This is a genomic window from Streptomyces sp. NPDC021100 (assembly GCF_044333095.1).
GTDB lineage: Bacteria > Actinomycetota > Actinomycetes > Streptomycetales > Streptomycetaceae > Streptomyces.
The window spans coordinates 195,599-213,878 of sequence record NZ_JBIRQH010000009.1; the positions used below are offsets into that span (position 1 = coordinate 195,599).

The following is an 18,280-nucleotide window of genomic DNA, read 5'->3' on the forward strand; positions in this document are numbered from 1 at the left end:
CGCGAGGTCGTCGTCGAAACCGCCGGGAGGGATCCGTGAAGCCGGACACGCAGCAGAACGAGACGCGCACGGGGTTCCTGTGCGGTCTCGCCGCCTACGCGATCTGGGGGCTGTTCCCCCTGTACTGGCCGCTCCTGGAGCCGGCCGGGGCGTTCGAGATCCTGGCGCACCGGATGGTGTGGTCCCTGGTGACGGTCGTGGCCGCGCTCGCCCTCACCCGGCGCTGGGCCTGGATACGCCCGCTGCTGCGGCAGCCGAAGCGGCTCGGGATGATCGCGCTGAGCGCCGCGACGATCTCGGTGAACTGGGGCATCTACATCTGGGCCGTCAACGCGGGCCATGTGGTCGAGACGTCGCTCGGCTACTTCATCAACCCCCTCGTCGTCATCGCCCTCGGCGTCGTCGTCCTGCGCGAACGGCTGCGGCCGGCGCAGTGGGCGGCCGTCGGCGTCGGCGCGGCGGCGGTGATCGTGCTGGCGGTGGGCTACGGCAAGCTGCCGTGGATCGCGCTGGGCATCTCGGCGTCGTTCGGCACCTACAGCCTCTTCAAGAAGCAGGTCGGGCTGGGCGGGCTGGAGTCGATGGCCGCCGAGACGGCCGTCCAGTTCCTGCCCGCGCTGGGCTTCCTGATCTTCCTCGGCGCGGACGGCAAGAGCACGTTCGCGAGCGAGGGCGCGGGGCACTTGCTGCTGCTTCTCGCCTCCGGCGCGATCACCGCCCTGCCGCTGGTGTCGTTCGGCATGGCGGCGGTCCGCCTCCCCCTGTCGGTGCTGGGCATGCTCCAGTACCTGGCCCCGATCTTCCAGTTCGCCCTCGGCCTCGCCGTCTTCCACGAGTCGATGCCGCCGGAGCGGTGGGCGGGCTTCGCGCTGGTGTGGCTGGCGCTGGCCATGCTGACCTGGGACGCGATGCGCTCGGCGCGGGCGACGCGGGTGGAACTGGCGGCGGCTCGCGAGCGGGCGGCGGCGGAGCCGCCGGGTTCCGACGGGCCGGATGTCACGGCGGGTCCCGCGGCCCCGGCGGAGCCGGCGCGGCCGGAGGCCGCCGTGGAGGCGGCGGCGGGCGTTGCGGGCGAGCCGGACGCGACGGCGGGGCGCGGCGGGGCGTGAACGGATGGGCGCGGGGCGGCGCCTGGCTCTACGATCTGGGGCCTGGATACGCTGCTCACGCGCCCAACGCACAGCTCTGGAGAGCGGTTCGCTACGGATCAGCCCGAATGCCGGAAGCTGCGAAAGTGAGTAAAAACCGGCCTGCCGCTGGCTAAACGCGCAGGTCACGCCGTGTGGTCCCCGCGCACGCGGGGGTGGTCCCCCCGTACTTGAGGTCGGGCAAGTACAGCAAGCGGTGGTCCCCGCGCGCGGGGGTGGTCCCGCCGCCGCCCCCGCCGCCGACGCCCGACTGGGGTGGTCCCCGCGCGCGCGGGGGTGGTCCCTGACCCACGTGGCGCTGGGCGGAGTCCCCTCGGTGGTCCCCGCGCACGCGGGGGCGGTCCCTGGTGGGCCCGTCCCGTCCTGGCCCTGATGCCGTGGTCCCCGCGCACGCGGGGGTGGTCCATCGACCTCAGCTTCGCACAGTTCGCCGTCGGCGTGGTCCCCGCGCACGCGGGGATGGCCCGCCCTTACCGCGTCGCCGACGCGTGATCGGGGTCTGGTCCCCGCACAACAGCGGGGATGCCCCGCCCGATATCCGGATAGCGAACCCCCCTGTCCGAATTCCGCCCTTGACGGATCTCCGAAAACCCCTTGAACATCATGGGCACGTCAAAAGGACGGGAGCCCCCCATGCTTGATGTCCAAGGTCCCACCCTGCCCACCAGCCCCCGAAGACGCCGCCGTTCCGCCACTCTCCTGGCGTGCACCGCGGTCGCGGCGGTGACGCTCATCGGCGCGTCTCCGGCCATCGCGGTGCCGGTCACAGCGGGAACCGCAGGAACCACGGCGACGTCGGCCACACGAGTCGCCGACGCGCCCGAGATACCCGCCGCCGACGTCAAGGCGCACCTCACCCAACTCCAGTCGATAGCCAACGCCAACGGCGGCAACCGGGCCCACGGCCGGGCCGGGTACAAAGCGTCGCTCGACTACGTCAAGTCGAAGCTGGACGCGGCCGGTTACAAGACGACCGTGCAGCAGTTCACCACCAGCGGCGCGACCGGCTACAACCTGATCGCCGACTGGCCGGGCGGGGACGCGAACCACGTCGTGTTCGCCGGGGCGCACCTCGACTCGGTCAGTGCCGGGCCGGGGATCAACGACGACGGGTCCGGGTCCGCGGGCGTCCTCGAAGTAGCGCTCACCGTGGCCAAGTCCGGCTACAAGCCGGACAAGCACCTGCGGTTCGGCTGGTGGGGTGCGGAGGAGCTGGGGATGCGCGGCTCCTCGTACTACGTCAACCAACTGCCGTCCACCGAGCGGTCGAAGATCGACGCGTATCTCAACTTCGACATGATCGGCTCGCCCAACCCCGGCTACTTCGTCTACGGCTACGACGCCTCGCTGAAGAGCCTCTTCGAGGACTGGTTCGCCGCCCGGCAGATCGCCACCGAGGTCGACACCGAGGGCGACGGGCGCTCGGACCACGCGCCGTTCCAGCAGGCGGGCATCCGCGTGGGCGGCCTGTTCAGCGGCGCGGACTACATCAAGACCGCCGAGCAGGCCCGCAACTGGGGCGGGACGGCCGGCAAGGCGTTCGACAGCTGCTACCACCGCTCCTGCGACACGATCGCGAACATCGACGACAAGGCGCTCGGCACCAACAGCACCGCCATCGCGGGCGCCATCTGGAAGCTCAGCGGCGGCGGGTCCACCAACCCGCCCACCGGCACCAGTTTCGAGAGCAAGACGCCGGTCGCCATTCCCGACAACGGTCCGGCCGTCGAGTCCCCGATCGCGGTCAGCGGCCTCACCGGCAACGCCCCGGCCGCGCTCAAGGTGTCCGTGGACATCACGCACACCTACCGCGGCGACCTCACCGTGGACCTCATCGGACCCAGCGGGCGCACGTACCGGCTGAAGGGGTCCAGCGCCAACGACTCGGCGTCCGACGTCGTCGCCACCTACACGGTCGACGCCTCGTCCGAGACCGCCAACGGCACCTGGAAGCTCCGCGTCCAGGACGTCGCCGCCCAGGACAGCGGCACCGTCAACAGCTGGAAGCTCACCTTCTGAGCCCTGCGGCGCGGAGCGGGTCCGGACAGCGGCCCGCTCCGCGCCGTCACGCCGTCACGTCCCTCGCCGTGAAGCGGGCCCACGCCGCCGACCCGAACACCGCCGCGTACAGCGCCTGGAGGCCCAGGTTCCGTCCGATCTGGTCCCAGTACACCGGGTCCCGGAGGAGGTCGGAGAAGCTCAGCCAGTAGTGCGGGAACAGGTACGGCTGGATCGCGTGCAGCTGCGGGAACTGGTCCAGGATCTGCACGGTGATCAGCAGCCCCACCGTCGTCGCCATCGCCGCGATGCCGCTGCCGGTCAGCGTCGAGACGAACAGGCCCAGCGCCGCGACGCCGATCAGCGACGCGGCCACCACTCCGGCGATGGCCACGCCGCGCAGCAGCCCGTCGCCGAAGGAGACCGTCGTGCCGCTGATCAGCGTGACGTCGCCCAGCGGGAAGAGGAGCGCGCCCACCAGCAGCGCCGAGCAGGCGACGACGAGGGTGGCGGCGAGGCAGAAGACGACCGTGGTGGTGAACTTCGCGAGCAGCAGCCGGGTGCGGCCGGCCGGGGCGACCAACAGGTAGCGCAGGGTGCCGCTGCCCGCCTCGCCGGCGATCGAGTCCCCGGCGATCACGCCGATCGCCATGGGCAGGAAGAAGGGGAGCGTCGCGGCGAGCGAGGCGAAGACGAGGAAGAGGCCGTTGTTGGTGACCTGGCTGACGAAGGCGGGGCCGTCGCCGCGCCCGCCGCCGAACGAGCCGTCCCCGTCGCTCGTCTCGATCTTGACCGCGATGCCGACCAGCACCGGCACGGCCGCGAGCACCCCGAGCAGCGCCAGCGTGCGCCAGCGCCGGAAGACGGTGGTGATCTCGTTGCGGAACAGCGACAGCCGCCACACCGCGCGCGGCGGACGGACGGCGACGGGCGCGGGGACCGCCCCGGGCTCAGCCCGCGACATCGAAGCCCTCCCCGGTGAGCGCGACGAACGCGTCCTCCAGCGAGACCCGTTCGGTGCCGAAAGAACGCACCCGGACGTCCGCCCGGACCAGGGCGGCGTTGAGGTCCGCGAGGTCGGGCGGCGGGGTGCCGGTGGGCAGTTCGCCGGTGACGCGGTCGTCGGCGACCGCCAGATCGTTCACGCCGTGCTCCTTGAGGACGCGGACCGCGTCCGCCGTGTCGGGGGTGGTGACGGCCAGCCGGCCGCGGGTGGACGAGGCCAGGTCGGCGACCGTGCCCTGGGTGAGCAGCCGGCCGCGCGCCATCACCGCGGCGTGCGAGCAGACCTGCTCGATCTCGTCGAGGAGGTGGGAGGAGAGGAAGACGGTGGTCCCCTCGGCGGCCAGCCCCCGCACCAGGGACCGGATCTCCCGCATGCCCTGCGGGTCGAGGCCGTTGGTCGGCTCGTCCAGGACCAGCAGCTCGCGCGGCTGGAGCAGGGCGGCGGCCAGGCCGAGCCGCTGCTTCATGCCGAGCGAGTAGGCCCGGGCCTTCTTTCCGGCCGCCCCCGCCAACCCCACCCGGTCCAGGGCGTCCGCCACCCGGGCGGCGCGGGTGCGCGGGTCGGCGGTGGGGTCGGCGGCGTCGTACCGGACGAGGTTGTCACGGCCGGAGAGGAACCCGTACAGGGCCGGGCCCTCGATGAGGGCCCCCACCCGCGGCAGCACCCGGCCGCCGGCCCGGGGCATCGGCTCGCCGAGCACCCGGGCCTGCCCCGACGTGGGCTCGATCAGCCCCATGAGCATCCGGATCGTCGTCGTCTTGCCCGATCCGTTGGGGCCGAGGAAGCCGAAGACGCTGCCGCGCGGCACGACGAGGTCGAGGCCGTCCACCGCGAGCTGCCCGCCGCGGTAGCGCTTGGTCAGCCCCCGCGTCTCGATGACCGGCTCGGGGCCGGGGGCAGATACGGGGTCGGGAGCAGGCACGACGCCGGGAGCAGGCTCAGGCCCGGGGGCGGGCGTCGGCACAGGCCTCGGCGCCGGCCCGGGCTCCGGCTCCGACTTCGGCTCCCGCGCAGGCTTCGGCCCCGCTCCCGACCCCGTCTCCGGTTCCGTCACAGGCCCCTCTCCCCTCCCCCGTACCGCCCGCGCGCCCTACCGCGTCTACCGCGGCCCTACCGGTTGGCGTCCGCGGCCTTCAGCAGCGCTTCCTTGGTCACCGCGCCCGCGTACACCTTGCCGTCGTCCGTCAGCAGCACGTTCAGCAGGCGGGTGCTGACGATCCTGCCGGAACCGAACGAGCCCGTCACCTTGCCGCCGAAGCTGTCGAGCAGCTTCTCCGCGTCCTTGGCGTGAGCGCCGCTCCCGTGGGCACCGCCCTTCGGGCCGACGCCCTTGCCGGACCCCATGGCACCCACACCCGCACCCGCGCCCTTGCCGGCGTCGAGCTCGGCGACGGTCGCCCAGCCGGTGCCCGTCGTCTTCGGGGCGGACGCCGCGTCCGTCCCGGGGGCGGCCGGGAGCCGGCCCTTGCCGTGGTCGTCCGTACCGTGGCCGGCGCCCTTGCCCTGCGACCCCTCGGTCACCTTCGCCCCCTTGGGCGGGGTGAACGAGAAGGTGGACGCGCTCGGCCGGTCGAAGGAGACCTTGGTGAAGGCCACGTCAACAGCCGCCTTGCCGCCGCCCTTCGGGGTGACCGTGAACTTCAGCGGGACGCCGTTCTTCGCGTCCACGGCTATCCGCACCGACCCGATCGTCGACTCGCTCTGCTTGGGCGTGAGGGTCAGCCGGTAGGCGTCCCGGCCCGCCACCTTGGCCGTGCCGTCGACGGCCACGTCCGTGGTGCCCTGCGCCGCGGCGAGGGCCTTCTTCGCCAGCTCCTGCGGGGAGGCGTCGGCAAGCCCGCCGGGGAGCTTGCGGTCCTTGTCGGCACCGGCCGCGCCCTTGGGCGCCGTCGCGTGGTACGCCGTGTTGCTGCCGCTGTCGTACGCCCACACCTGCTGCCCGTTGCGGACGACGCTGTACTCCGCGGCGCGTTCGACGATCGACACCCGCTGCTTGTCCGGGCCGTCCGCCGCGACGCGCAGCGTGTGCGAGCCGGAGGCCAGTTCCGTCAGCTTGCCCGCGGGGTTGGCGTCGCCCTTGCGCTCGCCGCCGGCCTTGCCCATCGCCCCGCCGAGCGAGACGCCCGAGGGGAGGGAGGGCAGGCCCAGGTCGGTGGTGACGCGGACGGAGCCGGAGAGCTGCTGCACGTCCGAGGCGGCGACCTTGGCCAGCAGGTCCTGCGCGCTGATCTTCGGCAGGTCGGGGTCGCCCGAGGTGGCGAGGGCCGAGCCGATGCCGATGGTGGCGGCGGCGACCCCGGCCACCGCGACGGGGACCGCGTAACGGACGGCCTTGCGGCGGCCGGCCCCCGAGGGCCCGGTGGCCCCGGCCGGCTCGTGGCCGTCGGCGCCGGGTGTCGGTTGGTTCCGTGCCATGTGCTCTACCTCCGTCGTCTGCGGCGGTCTCTCGCGTCGTGCACTCGCCCATCCCCTGGCTCATGTGGCCCGACCGCTCGGTGGGGGCGCCGGAGTCGGGAGGACTGCCCTCCCGCACGACTCCGTCCATTCCACCAACGCGCGATGCTCCGGTCATCAGCCGCCGGACTCAACTCACGGTACCTCTCGGGTATGACAAGCCCTAGGGGACGAACCCCCGGGAGGATGAGCGGGGTTCTCCCCGGCGACCGGTCGCGAACCGGCCGCGACCTGTCCATGCCCGGCCCGGCGGACCGCCGGACCCGCAACACCGTGCTCGTCACTGCCGTTTGTGCACGCCCGTCCCGTCCCGATCGAGGGGTGGCGCGTACGGGCCGGCGCTCGCCGGTCCCACCCGTCACCCGGTGGCCGGTTCGCGTCGTCCGTCTCGGGCGGCCGGTTCCCATCGGTCCCGGAAACCACTCCGGAGAACGGCTCCGTACGACCGCCGGCCCGTCAGCCCGCGCGGTGCACGACCGCGTCGCAGAGCTCCTCCAGCGCGGCCCTGGCCGGGCACTCGGGCAGCGGCGCGAGCGTGGCGCGCGCCTCCTCGGCGTAGCGGACGGTGTCGCGGCGGGCCTGCTCCAGGGCCGGGTGGACGCGCAGCCGGCGGAGCACCTCGGCGAGCCGGGCGTCGTCGGCGAGGTCGCCGTCGAGCAGGGCGCAGAGCTCCAGGTCGTCCGGGTCGCCGGTGGCCTCGGCGCGGGCCCGCAGGTGCAGGACGGGGAGGGTGGGGATGCCCTCGCGCAGGTCGGTCCCGGGGGTCTTGCCGGACTCGTGGGAGTCGCTGGCGATGTCGAGGACGTCGTCGGCGAGCTGGAAGGCGGCGCCGAGCCGCTCGCCGTAGTGGGTCAGGATCTCCACGACGCGCTCGTCCGCGCCGGACATCATGGCGCCGTAGCGGCCGGAGACGGCGATCAGGGAGCCGGTCTTGCCGCCGATGACGTCGAGGTAGTGCTCGATCGGGTCGCGCCCGTCGAGCGGGCCCGCGGTCTCCAGGATCTGGCCCGTCACCAGGCGTTCGAACGCCTCGGCCTGGATCCGGACGGCCTCGGGGCCGAGGTCGGCGAGGATCCGGGACGCGCGGGAGAAGAGGAAGTCGCCGGTGAGGACGGCCAGGGAGTTGCCCCAGCGGGCGTTGGCGCTGGGCGCCCCGCGGCGCATGTCCGCCTCGTCCATGACGTCGTCGTGGTAGAGGGTGGCGAGGTGGGTGAGCTCGACGACGACGGCCGAGGGCACGACGCCGGGCGCGTACGGGTCGCCGAACTGGGCGGCGAGCATCACCAGCAGCGGCCGGAAGCGCTTGCCGCCCGCCCGGACGAGGTGCTGCGCGGCTTCGGTGATGAAGGGCACACCGCTCTTGGTGGCCTCCAGGAGGCCCTCCTCGACAGCGGCCAACCCGGCCTGGACATCGGCTTCAAGAGCCTGGTCCCGCACGCTCAGCCCGAAGGGCCCGACGACGGTCACGAGGGGTACTCCTGTCTGCCTGCGATCACGGGGATTGTCGATGTGTCGCTGTCTTCACCAAAAGTCAGCGTATCCGGTCGGTTGTGGATCACCGTGGGCGGCTGCCCGAACAGTGGCCCGCCACCGACCCTCCCCGGGGCGATTTGTCCCCTTCTCCGTGGCTTCCCCTCGGCTGCTTCCCGGCCGTTTTCCCGGCCCCTCCCCCGCCCCTTCGGGCCGCCCCCGGTCCATACCGGCGGCCCACGCCCGTCGAAAAGGGGCCGGACGGGCCGGAATCAGCCCGTCCGGCGGGTGGACGGAGGGGGAGGGGGCCGGGTGAGAGCGAGCGGGCGCGCACCGGCGGCGACCAGAAACGGAATTGTCGATTCCGACGCCGTTTCCGGTGCCGGAATCGGCGTCGGCGCCGGTGTCGATTCCCGCGCCGGATCCCACCTCCGTGGAATCGGTGTGACGAGAAGTGCCCCCTGCGGGGGACACCGCCCGGCGGTCACGGTCCGTCAGAGCGCCGCCACCGCCCGTGCCAGCCGCGGCGACGCGTACGCCGTCCCGCAGACGAACCGCATCACCGGGCCGTAGCTCGCCGCCGCCGGCAGGCCGGTGAAGAAGAGACCGGGGACGGACGAGTGGTAGCCCGCGCCGAGGCGGGGGCCGCCGGCGCTCGCCGCCAGCCGGGTCCGGACGCTGTCCCCCAGGAAGTCCAGGGCGCCCAGATCGACCCGGTAACCCGTGGCGGCGATCACATGGTCGGCGGTGAGCTCGCTCTCCGGCCCGTCGGCGGACTCCGCGAGCGTCAGCACCGGCCGGCCCTCCGCCAGCCGGGCCCGGACGACCCGCTTCCCCTCGGTCACCTGCACCCGGCCCACGAAGCGCTCGCGCAGCCACCAGGCGCCGAGCGGCCCCAGCACCCGGCGGACCAGGTACGCGCGGGTCCGCGGGGGCAGCCGGCGGAAGCCGTCCGCGTGGTACGAGAACGCGTACAGCGACCAGGCCCGCCCGAACGGCGTGTCCGGCTTCAGCGACGACTGCCCGTCCGGCGCCGCCCCGAACCGGACCGCCCCGCGCCGCCGGGCCACGACCCGCACCGAGGCGGCGCCCGCCTCCGCGAGCAGCACGGCGGTCTCCAGGGCCGACTGCCCCGCGCCGATCACGGCGACGTGCCGGCCCGCGAAGCCGGACAGGTCGCGGTGGTGCGAGCTGTGCGAGAACGGGACATCCCCGGCCGGCCCGCCGGGCACCGCCGCGGCCAGCTCGGCGGGCACCCGGGCCAGCCCGCTCAGCCCGGTGGCCACCACGACCGCGCGGGCGGCGAACTGCTCACCGGAGTCCAGCTTGAGCTCGAAACCGGGACCGCCCTGGCGCCGCTCCACGGACTTCACCCGCACCTGCTCCAGCCCCGGCACCAGGCGTCGCTGGAACCACTGCCCGTACGCGGCGAAGGTCTCGACGGGGATGACGTCCCAGTCGGACTCGTAGCGCCGCTCCCCCGCGTCCAGGCAGTAGTCGAGCAGGGTGTGGCCGGGCTGCGGGGCGTCGATGTCCGAGGCCGCGGGGGTGGATTTCAGCAGCATCCCGGCGGGCATCTGCTCCCGCCAGCTCACCATCGGCGAGCCGAAGACGCGCGTCGGAACGCCGCGCGCCTTCAGGTGGGCTGCGGTCGAGAGGCCGTACGGGCCGGCCCCGATGACTGCTACCGGAAGTGTCACGTGTCCCCTCCCAGGGCGTCTCCCGGCCCGCGAGGCGCTCGCGGGGCCGGTCTGCTGCGTCACTTCCGCGCACGCGGTGCGTACGCGGGCGTTGCGGGCGGGTGTGACCGCTGGAGGTGCGGGAGCCTCGCGGGGCGGGTACGGGCGCTGAGGGCGCGTACGGGCCCCCCGCACGCCCTGAGCTCCTCAGCACTCCTCACCCGGCCGGCCGAAGGCGCCCGCGCGCCCGCATCGCGCCCGTCCGCCCGTCGCCTCCCGCCGTCCCCCGCCCTCCCCCATCGCTTTGCGTCGCCCTCCGTCGCCTCCGCCGTCACTCCGTCCGCTCGGCGACCGCGGCCGGGGCGGCGGGCACCGCCCGGGCGGCGGCCGCGTGGGCCCGGCGCCGGGAGCGCCACAGCTGCCACAGGTGTCTCGTCCCGGGCCGGACGAGCCGGGCGAGCATGGTCAGGAACGGTTTCATGTCGTCCCGCGCCGCCCAGGCGAGCTCCGTCCCGTTGGCGCGGGCGGGAGCGTGCGGGGTGGTGTACCCGCTCCGCCGGTAGGCGGCGAGGGCGGGCAGGTCGATGTTCTCGACGACGAACCGCCGGCCGGTGAGCTGTTCGCCCTCGGGGACCGGCCTCCCGGTGAGGTCGAGGTGCTGGGCGCGGACGACGTCTATGCCCGCCTCGTTCTCGAAGAGGCGGAACTGGGCGCCCATCCGGGGGTTGAAGTCCAGCAGCTTGTACCGCCCGTCGCGGCGGTCGAACCGCCAGTCGAGGTCGACGATGCCGCAGAAACCGATCTGTTTGATGAACTGGGCCGTCATGGCGGCCAGTTCGGGATTGTCGACGACGTAGGCGTTGGCGGTCATGCCCGCGTGCGGCGGCCAGGAGCGCACCTTGACGCCCGTGAACAGGGCGCGCGGCACGCTGTCGGCGTCGAAGTAGGCGTGGACGATCCAGTCCTCGGCCTCCTCGCGCGGCAGGTACTCCTGGAGGATCACCCCCGGCCGGGGCCCCCAGTCGCGGGCCAGCTCCAGCAGCCGGCGGGCGTCTGCGATCCGCGTCGTCCCGGCCACGGCCGGCCTGCGGCGGCGTTCGAACGCCTCGCGGTTCTTGGCCACCAGCGGGAAGACGGCGGTGGCGGCGTACTTCTCGATCTCCTCGTAGGTGGCGGGGAACAGTGTCGTCGGGGCCGGCACCCCGTGTTCCACGCACAGCTCGTACAGCCCCTGCTTGCTGGCCAGCCGCCGTGGCAACTCCCGTTCCACCGGCGGGAAGAGGAACGGACCGGCCAGCACGTCCGCGTGCTCGGCGATGAGCACGGCCGCCTCCTCGTCGGTGGGCAGCAGCACGGTGGGACGGCCGATCCGCTCGGCTATCCGGAGCAGGCCCGCCACCAGCTCCCCGGCCCCTTCGGTGCCGGTCGTCGGCCAGACGAATCCGGCGCTCAGATAACGCGAGACGGCCGCCGGGGTCCACCGGTCCTCGGTGATGGCGTACATCGGCACGCCGAGTCTTCCGAGGCTGCGGATCGCACCGACGCCGCCGTGGTGCAGGGGATAGTCACCGAACTTCACGATCAACCCGGGCACTGACCCGTCCGCCGATACGGACGCGCTCCTGCTCGCCACCAGCTCCCCCCTCGGCCACCCCGCCCTCAGCGGCCCCCTACTGCGTGTGACCCGACTTAGGACGCTACTTCGGAATCATCGCCTCCAGCAAGGAGTTACCGGACATTGCCCTACCTTTTCCCCGCATTGGAACACCGTTTCCCGGCGCGGGAACACCCCTCGAACAGCTCTTGCCCGTCGGCCGTCAACCCGTAATGTGAGGCTCCCGTGCATCCGACGCGCATTCCGAGTGGAGAAGGCGAGGCCGCGAGACCCATGCCCCAGCACAGCCCCCACGAACTGCCCGAAGGAGACCCCTTCGGCGCGGACGCACTCCCCTACGGCGTCTTCACCACCCCGGGCGCTCCCGAGCAGCCGCGGATCGGCGTGCGCTACGGCGCGTACGTCCTCGACGCGGCGACCGCCGCCGCCGAGCGCGGGTCGGCGTACGCCGATCTGCTCGACCAGCCCGTGCTCAACCCGCTGATGGCCGCCGGACGCCCGGTCTGGCAGGCGGTACGCGCGGAGATCCGCGGCATGCTCGACGACGGCACCCTGCCCGGCGGGTACGCCCACCCGCTGGACGAGGTGACCCTGCACCTGCCGTTCGAGGTCGCGGACTACGTCGACTTCTACGCGAGCGAGCACCACGCGACCAACGCGGGCCGCATCTTCCGCCCCAACGGCCAGGCGCTGCCCCCCAACTGGAAGCACCTGCCTATCGGTTACCACGGCCGCGCGGGCACGGTCGTCGTCTCCGGCACGGACGTCGTACGCCCCCAGGGGCAGCGCAAGGCACCCGACGAGGAGCTCCCCTCGTTCGGCCCGTCCCGGCGGCTCGACATCGAGGCCGAGGTCGGCTTCGTCGTCGGCACCCCGGCGCCCGCCCGGACGCCCGTGCCGCTAAACGCCTTCCGCGACCACGTCTTCGGCGTCTGCCTCGTCAACGACTGGTCCGCGCGCGACATCCAGTCCTGGGAGTACGTGCCGCTCGGCCCCTTCCTCGGCAAGTCCTTCGCCACGTCGGTCTCCGCCTGGATCACCCCCCTGGAAGCCTTCGACGCGGCCCGCGTCGTACCGCCGGCCCGTGACTTCCCGCTGCTCCCGTACCTCGACGACTCGGACGCGGCCGAGCCCGGCGGCATCGACATCCGCCTGGAGGTCCGCATCAACGGCGAGGTCGTCGCCCGGCCGCCCTTCTCCGCCATGTACTGGACGGCGGCCCAGCAGCTCGCCCATATGACGGTGAACGGAGCGTCGTTGCGGACCGGCGACTTCTACGCGTCGGGAACGGTGAGCGGGCCGGAGCCCGACCAGTTGGGGTGCTTGCTCGAAATCACGGCCGGAAAGGGGCCGTTCCTCGCGGACGGAGACGAGGTCGTGATCACGGCTTGGGCTCCGGGGCCGGGTGGAGCCCGGATCGGGCTCGGGGAGGTGGCGGGGCACGTACTTCCGGCCGGGGGCCGGTAGGGGGTCCCCAGCCCCGCCCCTTCACCGTTTCTTGCGGGGGCGAGCCCCCGCACCCCCTGAAACCGCGCTCCGCGCGGTTGTCCTCAAACGCCGGACGGGCTATATAGCCCGTCCGGCGTTTGAGGACGAGCGGCGAAGCCGCGACAAACGGGGTCTGGGGCGGCAGCCCCAGGAAACGGCGAAAGGGCGGGACAGGGGCACCCTCACCGCACGAACACCCCCGCATCCCCCGCCAGTTCCAGGAAGTACTGCGGCGCCACCCCCAGCACCAAGGTCACCACCACCCCCGCCCCGATCGTCACCGTCGTCAACGCGCTCGGCACGGCGACCGTAGGCCCGTCCGCCCGCGGCTCGTTGAAGAACATCAGCACGATCACCCGGATGTAGAAGAACGCGGCGATCGCCGACGACACCACACCCACGATCACCAGCGGAGCGCCCCCGCTCTCGGCCGCCGCCTTGAAGACCGCGAATTTTCCGGCGAAGCCGCTGGTGAGCGGGATACCGGCGAAGGCGAGCAGGAAGACGGCGAAGACGGCCGCGACGAGGGGCGAACGCCGGCCGAGGCCAGCCCACTTCGACAGTTGCGTCGCCTCGCCGCCGGCGTCCCGCACCAGCGTCACGACGGCGAACGCGCCCAGCGTGACGAAGGAGTAGGCGGCCAGGTAGAAGAGGACGGACGAGACGCCGTCGGGGCTGATGGCGATGACGCCGGCGAGGATGAAGCCGGCGTGGGCGATGGAGGAGTAGGCGAGGAGCCGCTTCACGTCCGTCTGGGTGACGGCGACGATCGCGCCGACCAGCATCGTCAGGATGGCGACGCCCCACATGACCGGCCGCCAGTCCCAGCGCAGGCCGGGCAGGACGACGTAGAGGAGCCGCAGCAGGGCGCCGAAGGCGGCGACCTTGGTGGCCGCTGCCATGAAGCCGGTGACCGGCGTGGGGGCGCCCTGGTAGACGTCGGGGGTCCACATGTGGAAGGGCGCGGCGCCGACCTTGAAGAGGAGGCCCATGAGGACCATCGCGCCGCCGATGAGCAGCAGCGCGTCGTTGCCGGTGGAGGAGGCGAGGGCCGGGGAGACGGTGCGGACGGTGCCGTTGACGACGTCGGCGATGCCCGCGTAGGTGACGGTGCCGGCGTAGCCGTAGAGCAGAGCCACGCCGAAGAGGAGGATGGCCGAGGAGAAGGCGCCGAGGAGGAAGTACTTGACCGCCGCTTCCTGCGAGAGCAGCCGCTTGCGGCGGGCCAGGGCGCAGAGGACGTACAGCGGGAGGGAGAAGACCTCCAGCGCGACGAAGAGCGTCAGCAGGTCGTCGGCCGCGGGGAACACGAGCATGCCGGCGACCGCGAACAGCAGCAGCGGGAAGACCTCGCTGGTGGTCCAGCCCGCCTTCACCGCCTCCTGTTCGGCGTCGCCGCCGGGGACGGCGGCGGCCTGGGCGGCGAAGGAGTCGACGGGGCGGCCGTGCGCGGCGGGGTCGAGCCGGCGTTCGGCGAAGCCGAGGGCGGCGACCAGGGCGACGAGGAGAATCGTGCCCTGGAGGAAGAGGGCCGGGCCGTCGACGGCGACCGCGCCCATCGCCGCCACGTGCGCCTTGCCGGTGGCGTAGCCCTTGGCGGCGAGCGCGACGACCGCGGCGAACGCGGCGGCGAGTCCGATGACGGTGGTCGCCACCTGGGCCAGATGGCGGGACCGGCGGGGCAGGAACGCCTCCGCGAGGACGGCCACCACGGCGGCGCCGAGGACGATCAGCACCGGTGAGAGCTGGGCGTACTCGATGTGCGGTGCGGGGATCTTCCTGGGGGCGTCGGCGAGGACCGCCGACGCGGACGAATCTGTCCACAGGCTGTGGACGGCGGCTGCTCGGCTCACTTCGCGCCCTCCGCGGTGCTCACCCGGACATCCGGCCGGGGGTCGGTCTTGTGGACCTGGGACATGGTGTGTTCGACGGCGGGGTCGAGGATCCGCGTCACCGGCTTCGGGTAGACGCCCAGGAAGAGGAGCAGGGCGATCAGCGGGGTGACGACGACGAGTTCACGGACCCGCAGGTCGGGCATGCCGCGCACCGGTTCCCTCACCGGCCCGGTCATGGTGCGCTGGTACAGCACCAGGACGTAGAGGGCGGCGAGGACGATGCCGACGGTCGCGATGGCGCCCGCCACCGGGTAGCGGCCGAACGTGCCGACCAGGACCAGGAATTCGGAGACGAACGGCGCGAGGCCCGGTAGCGACAGGGTGGCCAGGCCGCCGATGAGGAAGGTGCCCGCGAGGACCGGCGCGACCTTCTGCACCCCGCCGTAGTCGGCGATGAGCCGGGAGCCGCGGCGGCTGATCAGGAAGCCGGCGACCAGCATCAGCGCGGCCGTGGAGATCCCGTGGTTGACCATGTAGAGCGTGGCGCCGCTCTGGCCCTGGGTGGTCATCGCGAAGACGCCGAGGATGATGAAGCCGAAGTGCGAGAGCGAGGCGTAGGCGATCAGCCGCTTGATGTCGCGCTGGGCGACGGCGAGCAGGGCGCCGTAGAGGATGCTGATCAGCGCCAGCACGATGATCACCGGGGTGGCCCACTTGGACGCCCCGGGGAAGAGCTGGAGGCAGAACCGGAGCATCGCGAAGGTGCCGACCTTGTCGACCACGGCGGTGATCAGGACGGCGACGGGCGCGGTGGCCTCGCCCATGGCGCCGGGCAGCCAGGTGTGCAGCGGCCAGAGCGGCGCCTTGACGGCGAAGGCGAAGAAGAAGCCCAGGAACAGGGCGCGTTCGGTGACGGTGGCGAACTCCAGCTTGCCGGCGGCCCGGGCCTGGACGATCTCCTGGAGCGAGAACGTGCCGGTGCCGAGCTGGTCGGCGGTGACCGCGTACAGCCCGACCACCGCGGCCAGCATGACGAGCCCGCCGGCGAGGTTGTAGAGCAGGAACTTCACGGCCGCGCGGGAGCGGCGGGCCGCCGCCTCGCCCGCGTCGGCCGGTTCCCCGGTCCGGTCCCCGAAGCCGCCGATGAGGAAGTACATCGGGATGAGCATGGCTTCGAAGAAGACGTAGAAGAGGAAGACGTCGGTGGCCTCGAAGGAGATCACCACCATCGCCTCGACCATCAGGATCAGGGCGAACAGGCCCTGGGTGGGCCGCCAGCGCCGGTCGGCCGCCGCGGCCTCCAGCGGCTCGGCGTCGTGCCAGCCGGCCAGCAGGACGAACGGGACGAGCAGGGCCGTCAGGGCGACGAGGACCACGCCGATGCCGTCGACGCCCAAGTCGTAGCGGACCCCGAAGTCCGCGATCCAGGCGTGGGATTCGGTGAGCTGGAACGCGTTGCCGTCCGGGTCGAAGCGGACGAGCTGGACCGCGGCCAGGACCAGGGTCCCCAAGGCGAAGAGGAGCGCGAGCCATTTGGCCGCCTCGCGGCGCGCTGCCGGGACCGCGGCGGTGACGACCGCGCCCACGGCGGGGACCGCGGCCGTCGCGGTGAGCAGGGGAAATGACATGATCAAACCGCCCTCATCAGCAGGGTCGCGGCGATCAGCACCGCCGCGCCGCCGAACATCGAGACCGCGTACGACCGCGCGTAGCCGTTCTGCAGCCTGCGCATCCGGCCGGAGAGCCCGCCGACGGTGACGGCCGTCCCGTTGACGGCGCCGTCCACCACCGTGCGGTCGATCGCCTCCAGGCCGCGGGTCAGCTGCTCGCCGCCGCGGACGAGGACGATGTGGTTGAAGTCGTCCTGGAGGAGGTCGCGGCGGGCCGCCCGGGTGAGCAGCGAGCCGCGCGGCGGCGTGACGGGGACGGGCTTGCGGCCGTACTGGGCCCAGGCGAGCGCGACGCCGACGACGAGGACGGCCATGGTCGCCCCGGTGACGGTGAGCGCGCTGACCGGGGAGTCGCCCTCCTCGTGCCCGGTGACGGGCTCCAGCCACTTCAGGAAGGTGTCGTTGAGGGTGAACAGGCCGCCCGCGAAGACCGATCCGACGGCGAGCAGGATCATCGGGATCGTCATCGACTTCGGCGACTCGTGCGGGTGCGGGAGCTCCCCGGCGCCGTGCGTCCCGTCGCCGTGCTTCTCGGCGGCGGGCTCCGCGCTGGGTGCGTCCGGCGAGGGGGCCGGGGCCCACCGCTTCTCACCGAAGAACGTCATGATCATCACGCGGGTCATGTAGTACGCGGTGATGGCCGCGCCGAGCAGGGCCGTGCCGCCGAGGATCCAGCCCTCGGTGCCGCCCTTGGCGAAGGCCGCCTCGATGATCTTGTCCTTGGAGAAGAAGCCGGAGAGGCCGGGGAACCCGATGATGGCGAGGTAGCCGAGCCCGAAGGTGACGAAGGTGACCGGCATGTAGCGCCACAGGCCGCCGTAACGGCGCATGTCCACCTCGTCGTTCATGCCGTGCATGACCGAGCCGGCGCCGAGGAAGAGCCCGGCCTTGAAGAAGCCATGGGTCACCAGGTGCATGATCGCGAAGACGTATCCGATCGGCCCGAGGCCGGCGGCGAGCACCATGTAGCCGATCTGCGACATCGTCGAGCCGGCCAGCGCCTTCTTGATGTCGTCCTTCGCGCAACCGACGATCGCACCGAAGAGGAGGGTGACCGCCCCGACCGTGACCACGGCGAGCTGGGCGTCCGGCGCCCCCTCGAAGATCGCCCCGGACCGGGTGATCAGGTAGACGCCGGCGGTGACCATGGTGGCCGCGTGGATCAGGGCGGAGACCGGGGTGGGGCCCTCCATGGCGTCCCCGAGCCAGCTCTGCAGCGGCACCTGGGCCGACTTGCCGCAGGCCGCCAGCAGCAGCATCAGGCCGATGGCGGTGAGCTTGCCCTCCCCCGCCCCGTCGGCGCCGGTGAGCACCGGGTCGAAGGCGAAGGTGCCGAACGTGGTGAACATCAGCATGATCGCGATGGACAGTCCGACATCGCCGACGCGGTTGACGAGGAACGCCTTCTTGGCGGCGGTCGCGGCGCTCGGCTTGTGCTGCCAGAAGCCGATCAGCAGGTACGACGCCAGGCCGACGCCCTCCCACCCGACGTACAGCACCAGGTAGTTGTCGGCCACGACGAGCAGCAGCATCGCGGCGAGGAAGAGGTTCAGGTAGCCGAAGAAGCGGCGGCGCCGCTCGTCGTGCTCCATGTACCCCACGGAGTAGAGGTGGATCAGCGTGCCCACGCCCGTGATCAGCAGGACGAAGGTCATGGACAGCTGGTCGAGGTGGAAGCCGACGTCGGCGCGGAAGCCGCCGACCGGCACCCACTGGAAGACGGTGACGTCCAGCGCGCGGTCGTCGGCGTTCCGGCCCAGCATGTCGGCGAAGAGCACCGCGCCGAGGGCGAAGGAGACGGCTGCGAACAGGGTGCCCAGCCAGTGCCCGGCGCGGTCCAGGGCCCGTCCGCCGCAGAGCAGGATCCCCGCCCCCAGCAGGGGCGCGAGGACGAGCAGTCCGATGAGGTTCTCCATT

General features: G+C 72.6%; 12 protein-coding genes. 3 read left to right on the forward strand and 9 right to left on the reverse strand.

Annotation, left to right across the window (positions count from 1 at the left end):
* The first annotated feature begins 35 nt into the window (after positions 1-35).
* Positions 36-1,109 (forward strand): EamA family transporter RarD, encoded by a 1,074-nt coding sequence (gene rarD / locus ACH4PU_RS18980; RefSeq protein ID WP_398272932.1) that lies wholly within the window; start codon positions 36-38, stop codon positions 1,107-1,109.
* 672 nt (positions 1,110-1,781) lie between these two features.
* Entirely contained in the window at positions 1,782-3,167 is a 1,386-nt protein-coding gene (locus ACH4PU_RS18985; RefSeq protein WP_398272934.1) for a M28 family metallopeptidase, read from the forward strand.
* 46 nt (positions 3,168-3,213) lie between these two features.
* Here the strand turns inward: ACH4PU_RS18985 and ACH4PU_RS18990 are convergent, their stop codons facing one another.
* From ACH4PU_RS18990 to ACH4PU_RS19015, 6 genes are all read right to left on the reverse strand, one after another.
* Positions 3,214-4,110, reverse strand: coding sequence for an ABC transporter permease (locus ACH4PU_RS18990; RefSeq protein ID WP_398272936.1), 897 nt, complete (start codon positions 4,108-4,110; stop codon positions 3,214-3,216).
* On the reverse strand, positions 4,097-5,074 hold the full coding sequence (locus ACH4PU_RS18995) for an ATP-binding cassette domain-containing protein (RefSeq protein WP_398272938.1): 978 nt from the start codon (positions 5,072-5,074) through the stop codon (positions 4,097-4,099). Before ACH4PU_RS18995 ends, ACH4PU_RS18990 begins: the two co-directional genes overlap by 14 nt.
* Positions 5,075-5,262: 188 nt before the next feature.
* Positions 5,263-6,567 (reverse strand): outer membrane lipoprotein carrier protein LolA, encoded by a 1,305-nt coding sequence (locus ACH4PU_RS19000; RefSeq protein WP_398272940.1) that lies wholly within the window; start codon positions 6,565-6,567, stop codon positions 5,263-5,265.
* Positions 6,568-7,062: 495 nt separating this feature from the next.
* Positions 7,063-8,073, reverse strand: coding sequence for a polyprenyl synthetase family protein (locus ACH4PU_RS19005; protein WP_398272942.1), 1,011 nt, complete (start codon positions 8,071-8,073; stop codon positions 7,063-7,065).
* Positions 8,074-8,570: 497 nt separating this feature from the next.
* Entirely contained in the window at positions 8,571-9,776 is a 1,206-nt protein-coding gene (locus ACH4PU_RS19010) for an FAD-dependent oxidoreductase (protein ID WP_398272944.1), read from the reverse strand.
* 310 nt (positions 9,777-10,086) lie between these two features.
* Positions 10,087-11,388, reverse strand: a complete 1,302-nt coding sequence (locus ACH4PU_RS19015; protein WP_398272946.1) for an ATP-grasp domain-containing protein — start codon at positions 11,386-11,388, stop codon at positions 10,087-10,089.
* 255 nt (positions 11,389-11,643) lie between these two features.
* Here ACH4PU_RS19015 and fahA point away from each other — a divergent pair, with 255 nt between their 5' ends.
* Positions 11,644-12,837, forward strand: coding sequence for a fumarylacetoacetase (gene fahA, locus ACH4PU_RS19020; RefSeq protein WP_398272948.1), 1,194 nt, complete (start codon positions 11,644-11,646; stop codon positions 12,835-12,837).
* Between the two features lie 203 nt (positions 12,838-13,040).
* Here fahA and nuoN read toward each other — a convergent pair whose 3' ends face one another.
* From nuoN to nuoL, 3 genes are read right to left on the reverse strand one after another with little or no spacing between them, the layout of a single operon-like run.
* Positions 13,041-14,711: an NADH-quinone oxidoreductase subunit NuoN gene (gene nuoN, locus ACH4PU_RS19025; protein ID WP_398272950.1), complete on the reverse strand. Its 1,671-nt coding sequence runs from the start codon at positions 14,709-14,711 to the stop codon at positions 13,041-13,043.
* On the reverse strand, positions 14,708-16,321 hold the full coding sequence (locus tag ACH4PU_RS19030; RefSeq protein WP_398272952.1) for an NADH-quinone oxidoreductase subunit M: 1,614 nt from the start codon (positions 16,319-16,321) through the stop codon (positions 14,708-14,710). The genes nuoN and ACH4PU_RS19030 overlap by 4 nt, the downstream gene beginning before the upstream one ends.
* 2 nt (positions 16,322-16,323) lie before the next feature.
* Positions 16,324-18,279, reverse strand: a complete 1,956-nt coding sequence (nuoL, locus tag ACH4PU_RS19035) for an NADH-quinone oxidoreductase subunit L (protein ID WP_398272954.1) — start codon at positions 18,277-18,279, stop codon at positions 16,324-16,326.
* Position 18,280: the final 1 nt, after the last annotated feature.

Coding starts and splice junctions, on each gene's coding strand:
- ACH4PU_RS18985 (WP_398272934.1), top strand. CDS start 1,782: ATGCTTGATGTCCAAGGTCCCACCCTGCCCACCAGCCCCCGAAGACGC.
- ACH4PU_RS18990 (WP_398272936.1), bottom strand. CDS start 4,110: ATGTCGCGGGCTGAGCCCGGGGCGGTCCCCGCGCCCGTCGCCGTCCGT.
- ACH4PU_RS19000 (WP_398272940.1), bottom strand. CDS start 6,567: ATGGCACGGAACCAACCGACACCCGGCGCCGACGGCCACGAGCCGGCC.
- fahA (WP_398272948.1), top strand. CDS start 11,644: ATGCCCCAGCACAGCCCCCACGAACTGCCCGAAGGAGACCCCTTCGGC.
- ACH4PU_RS19030 (WP_398272952.1), bottom strand. CDS start 16,321: ATGTCATTTCCCCTGCTCACCGCGACGGCCGCGGTCCCCGCCGTGGGC.
- nuoL (WP_398272954.1), bottom strand. CDS start 18,279: ATGGAGAACCTCATCGGACTGCTCGTCCTCGCGCCCCTGCTGGGGGCG.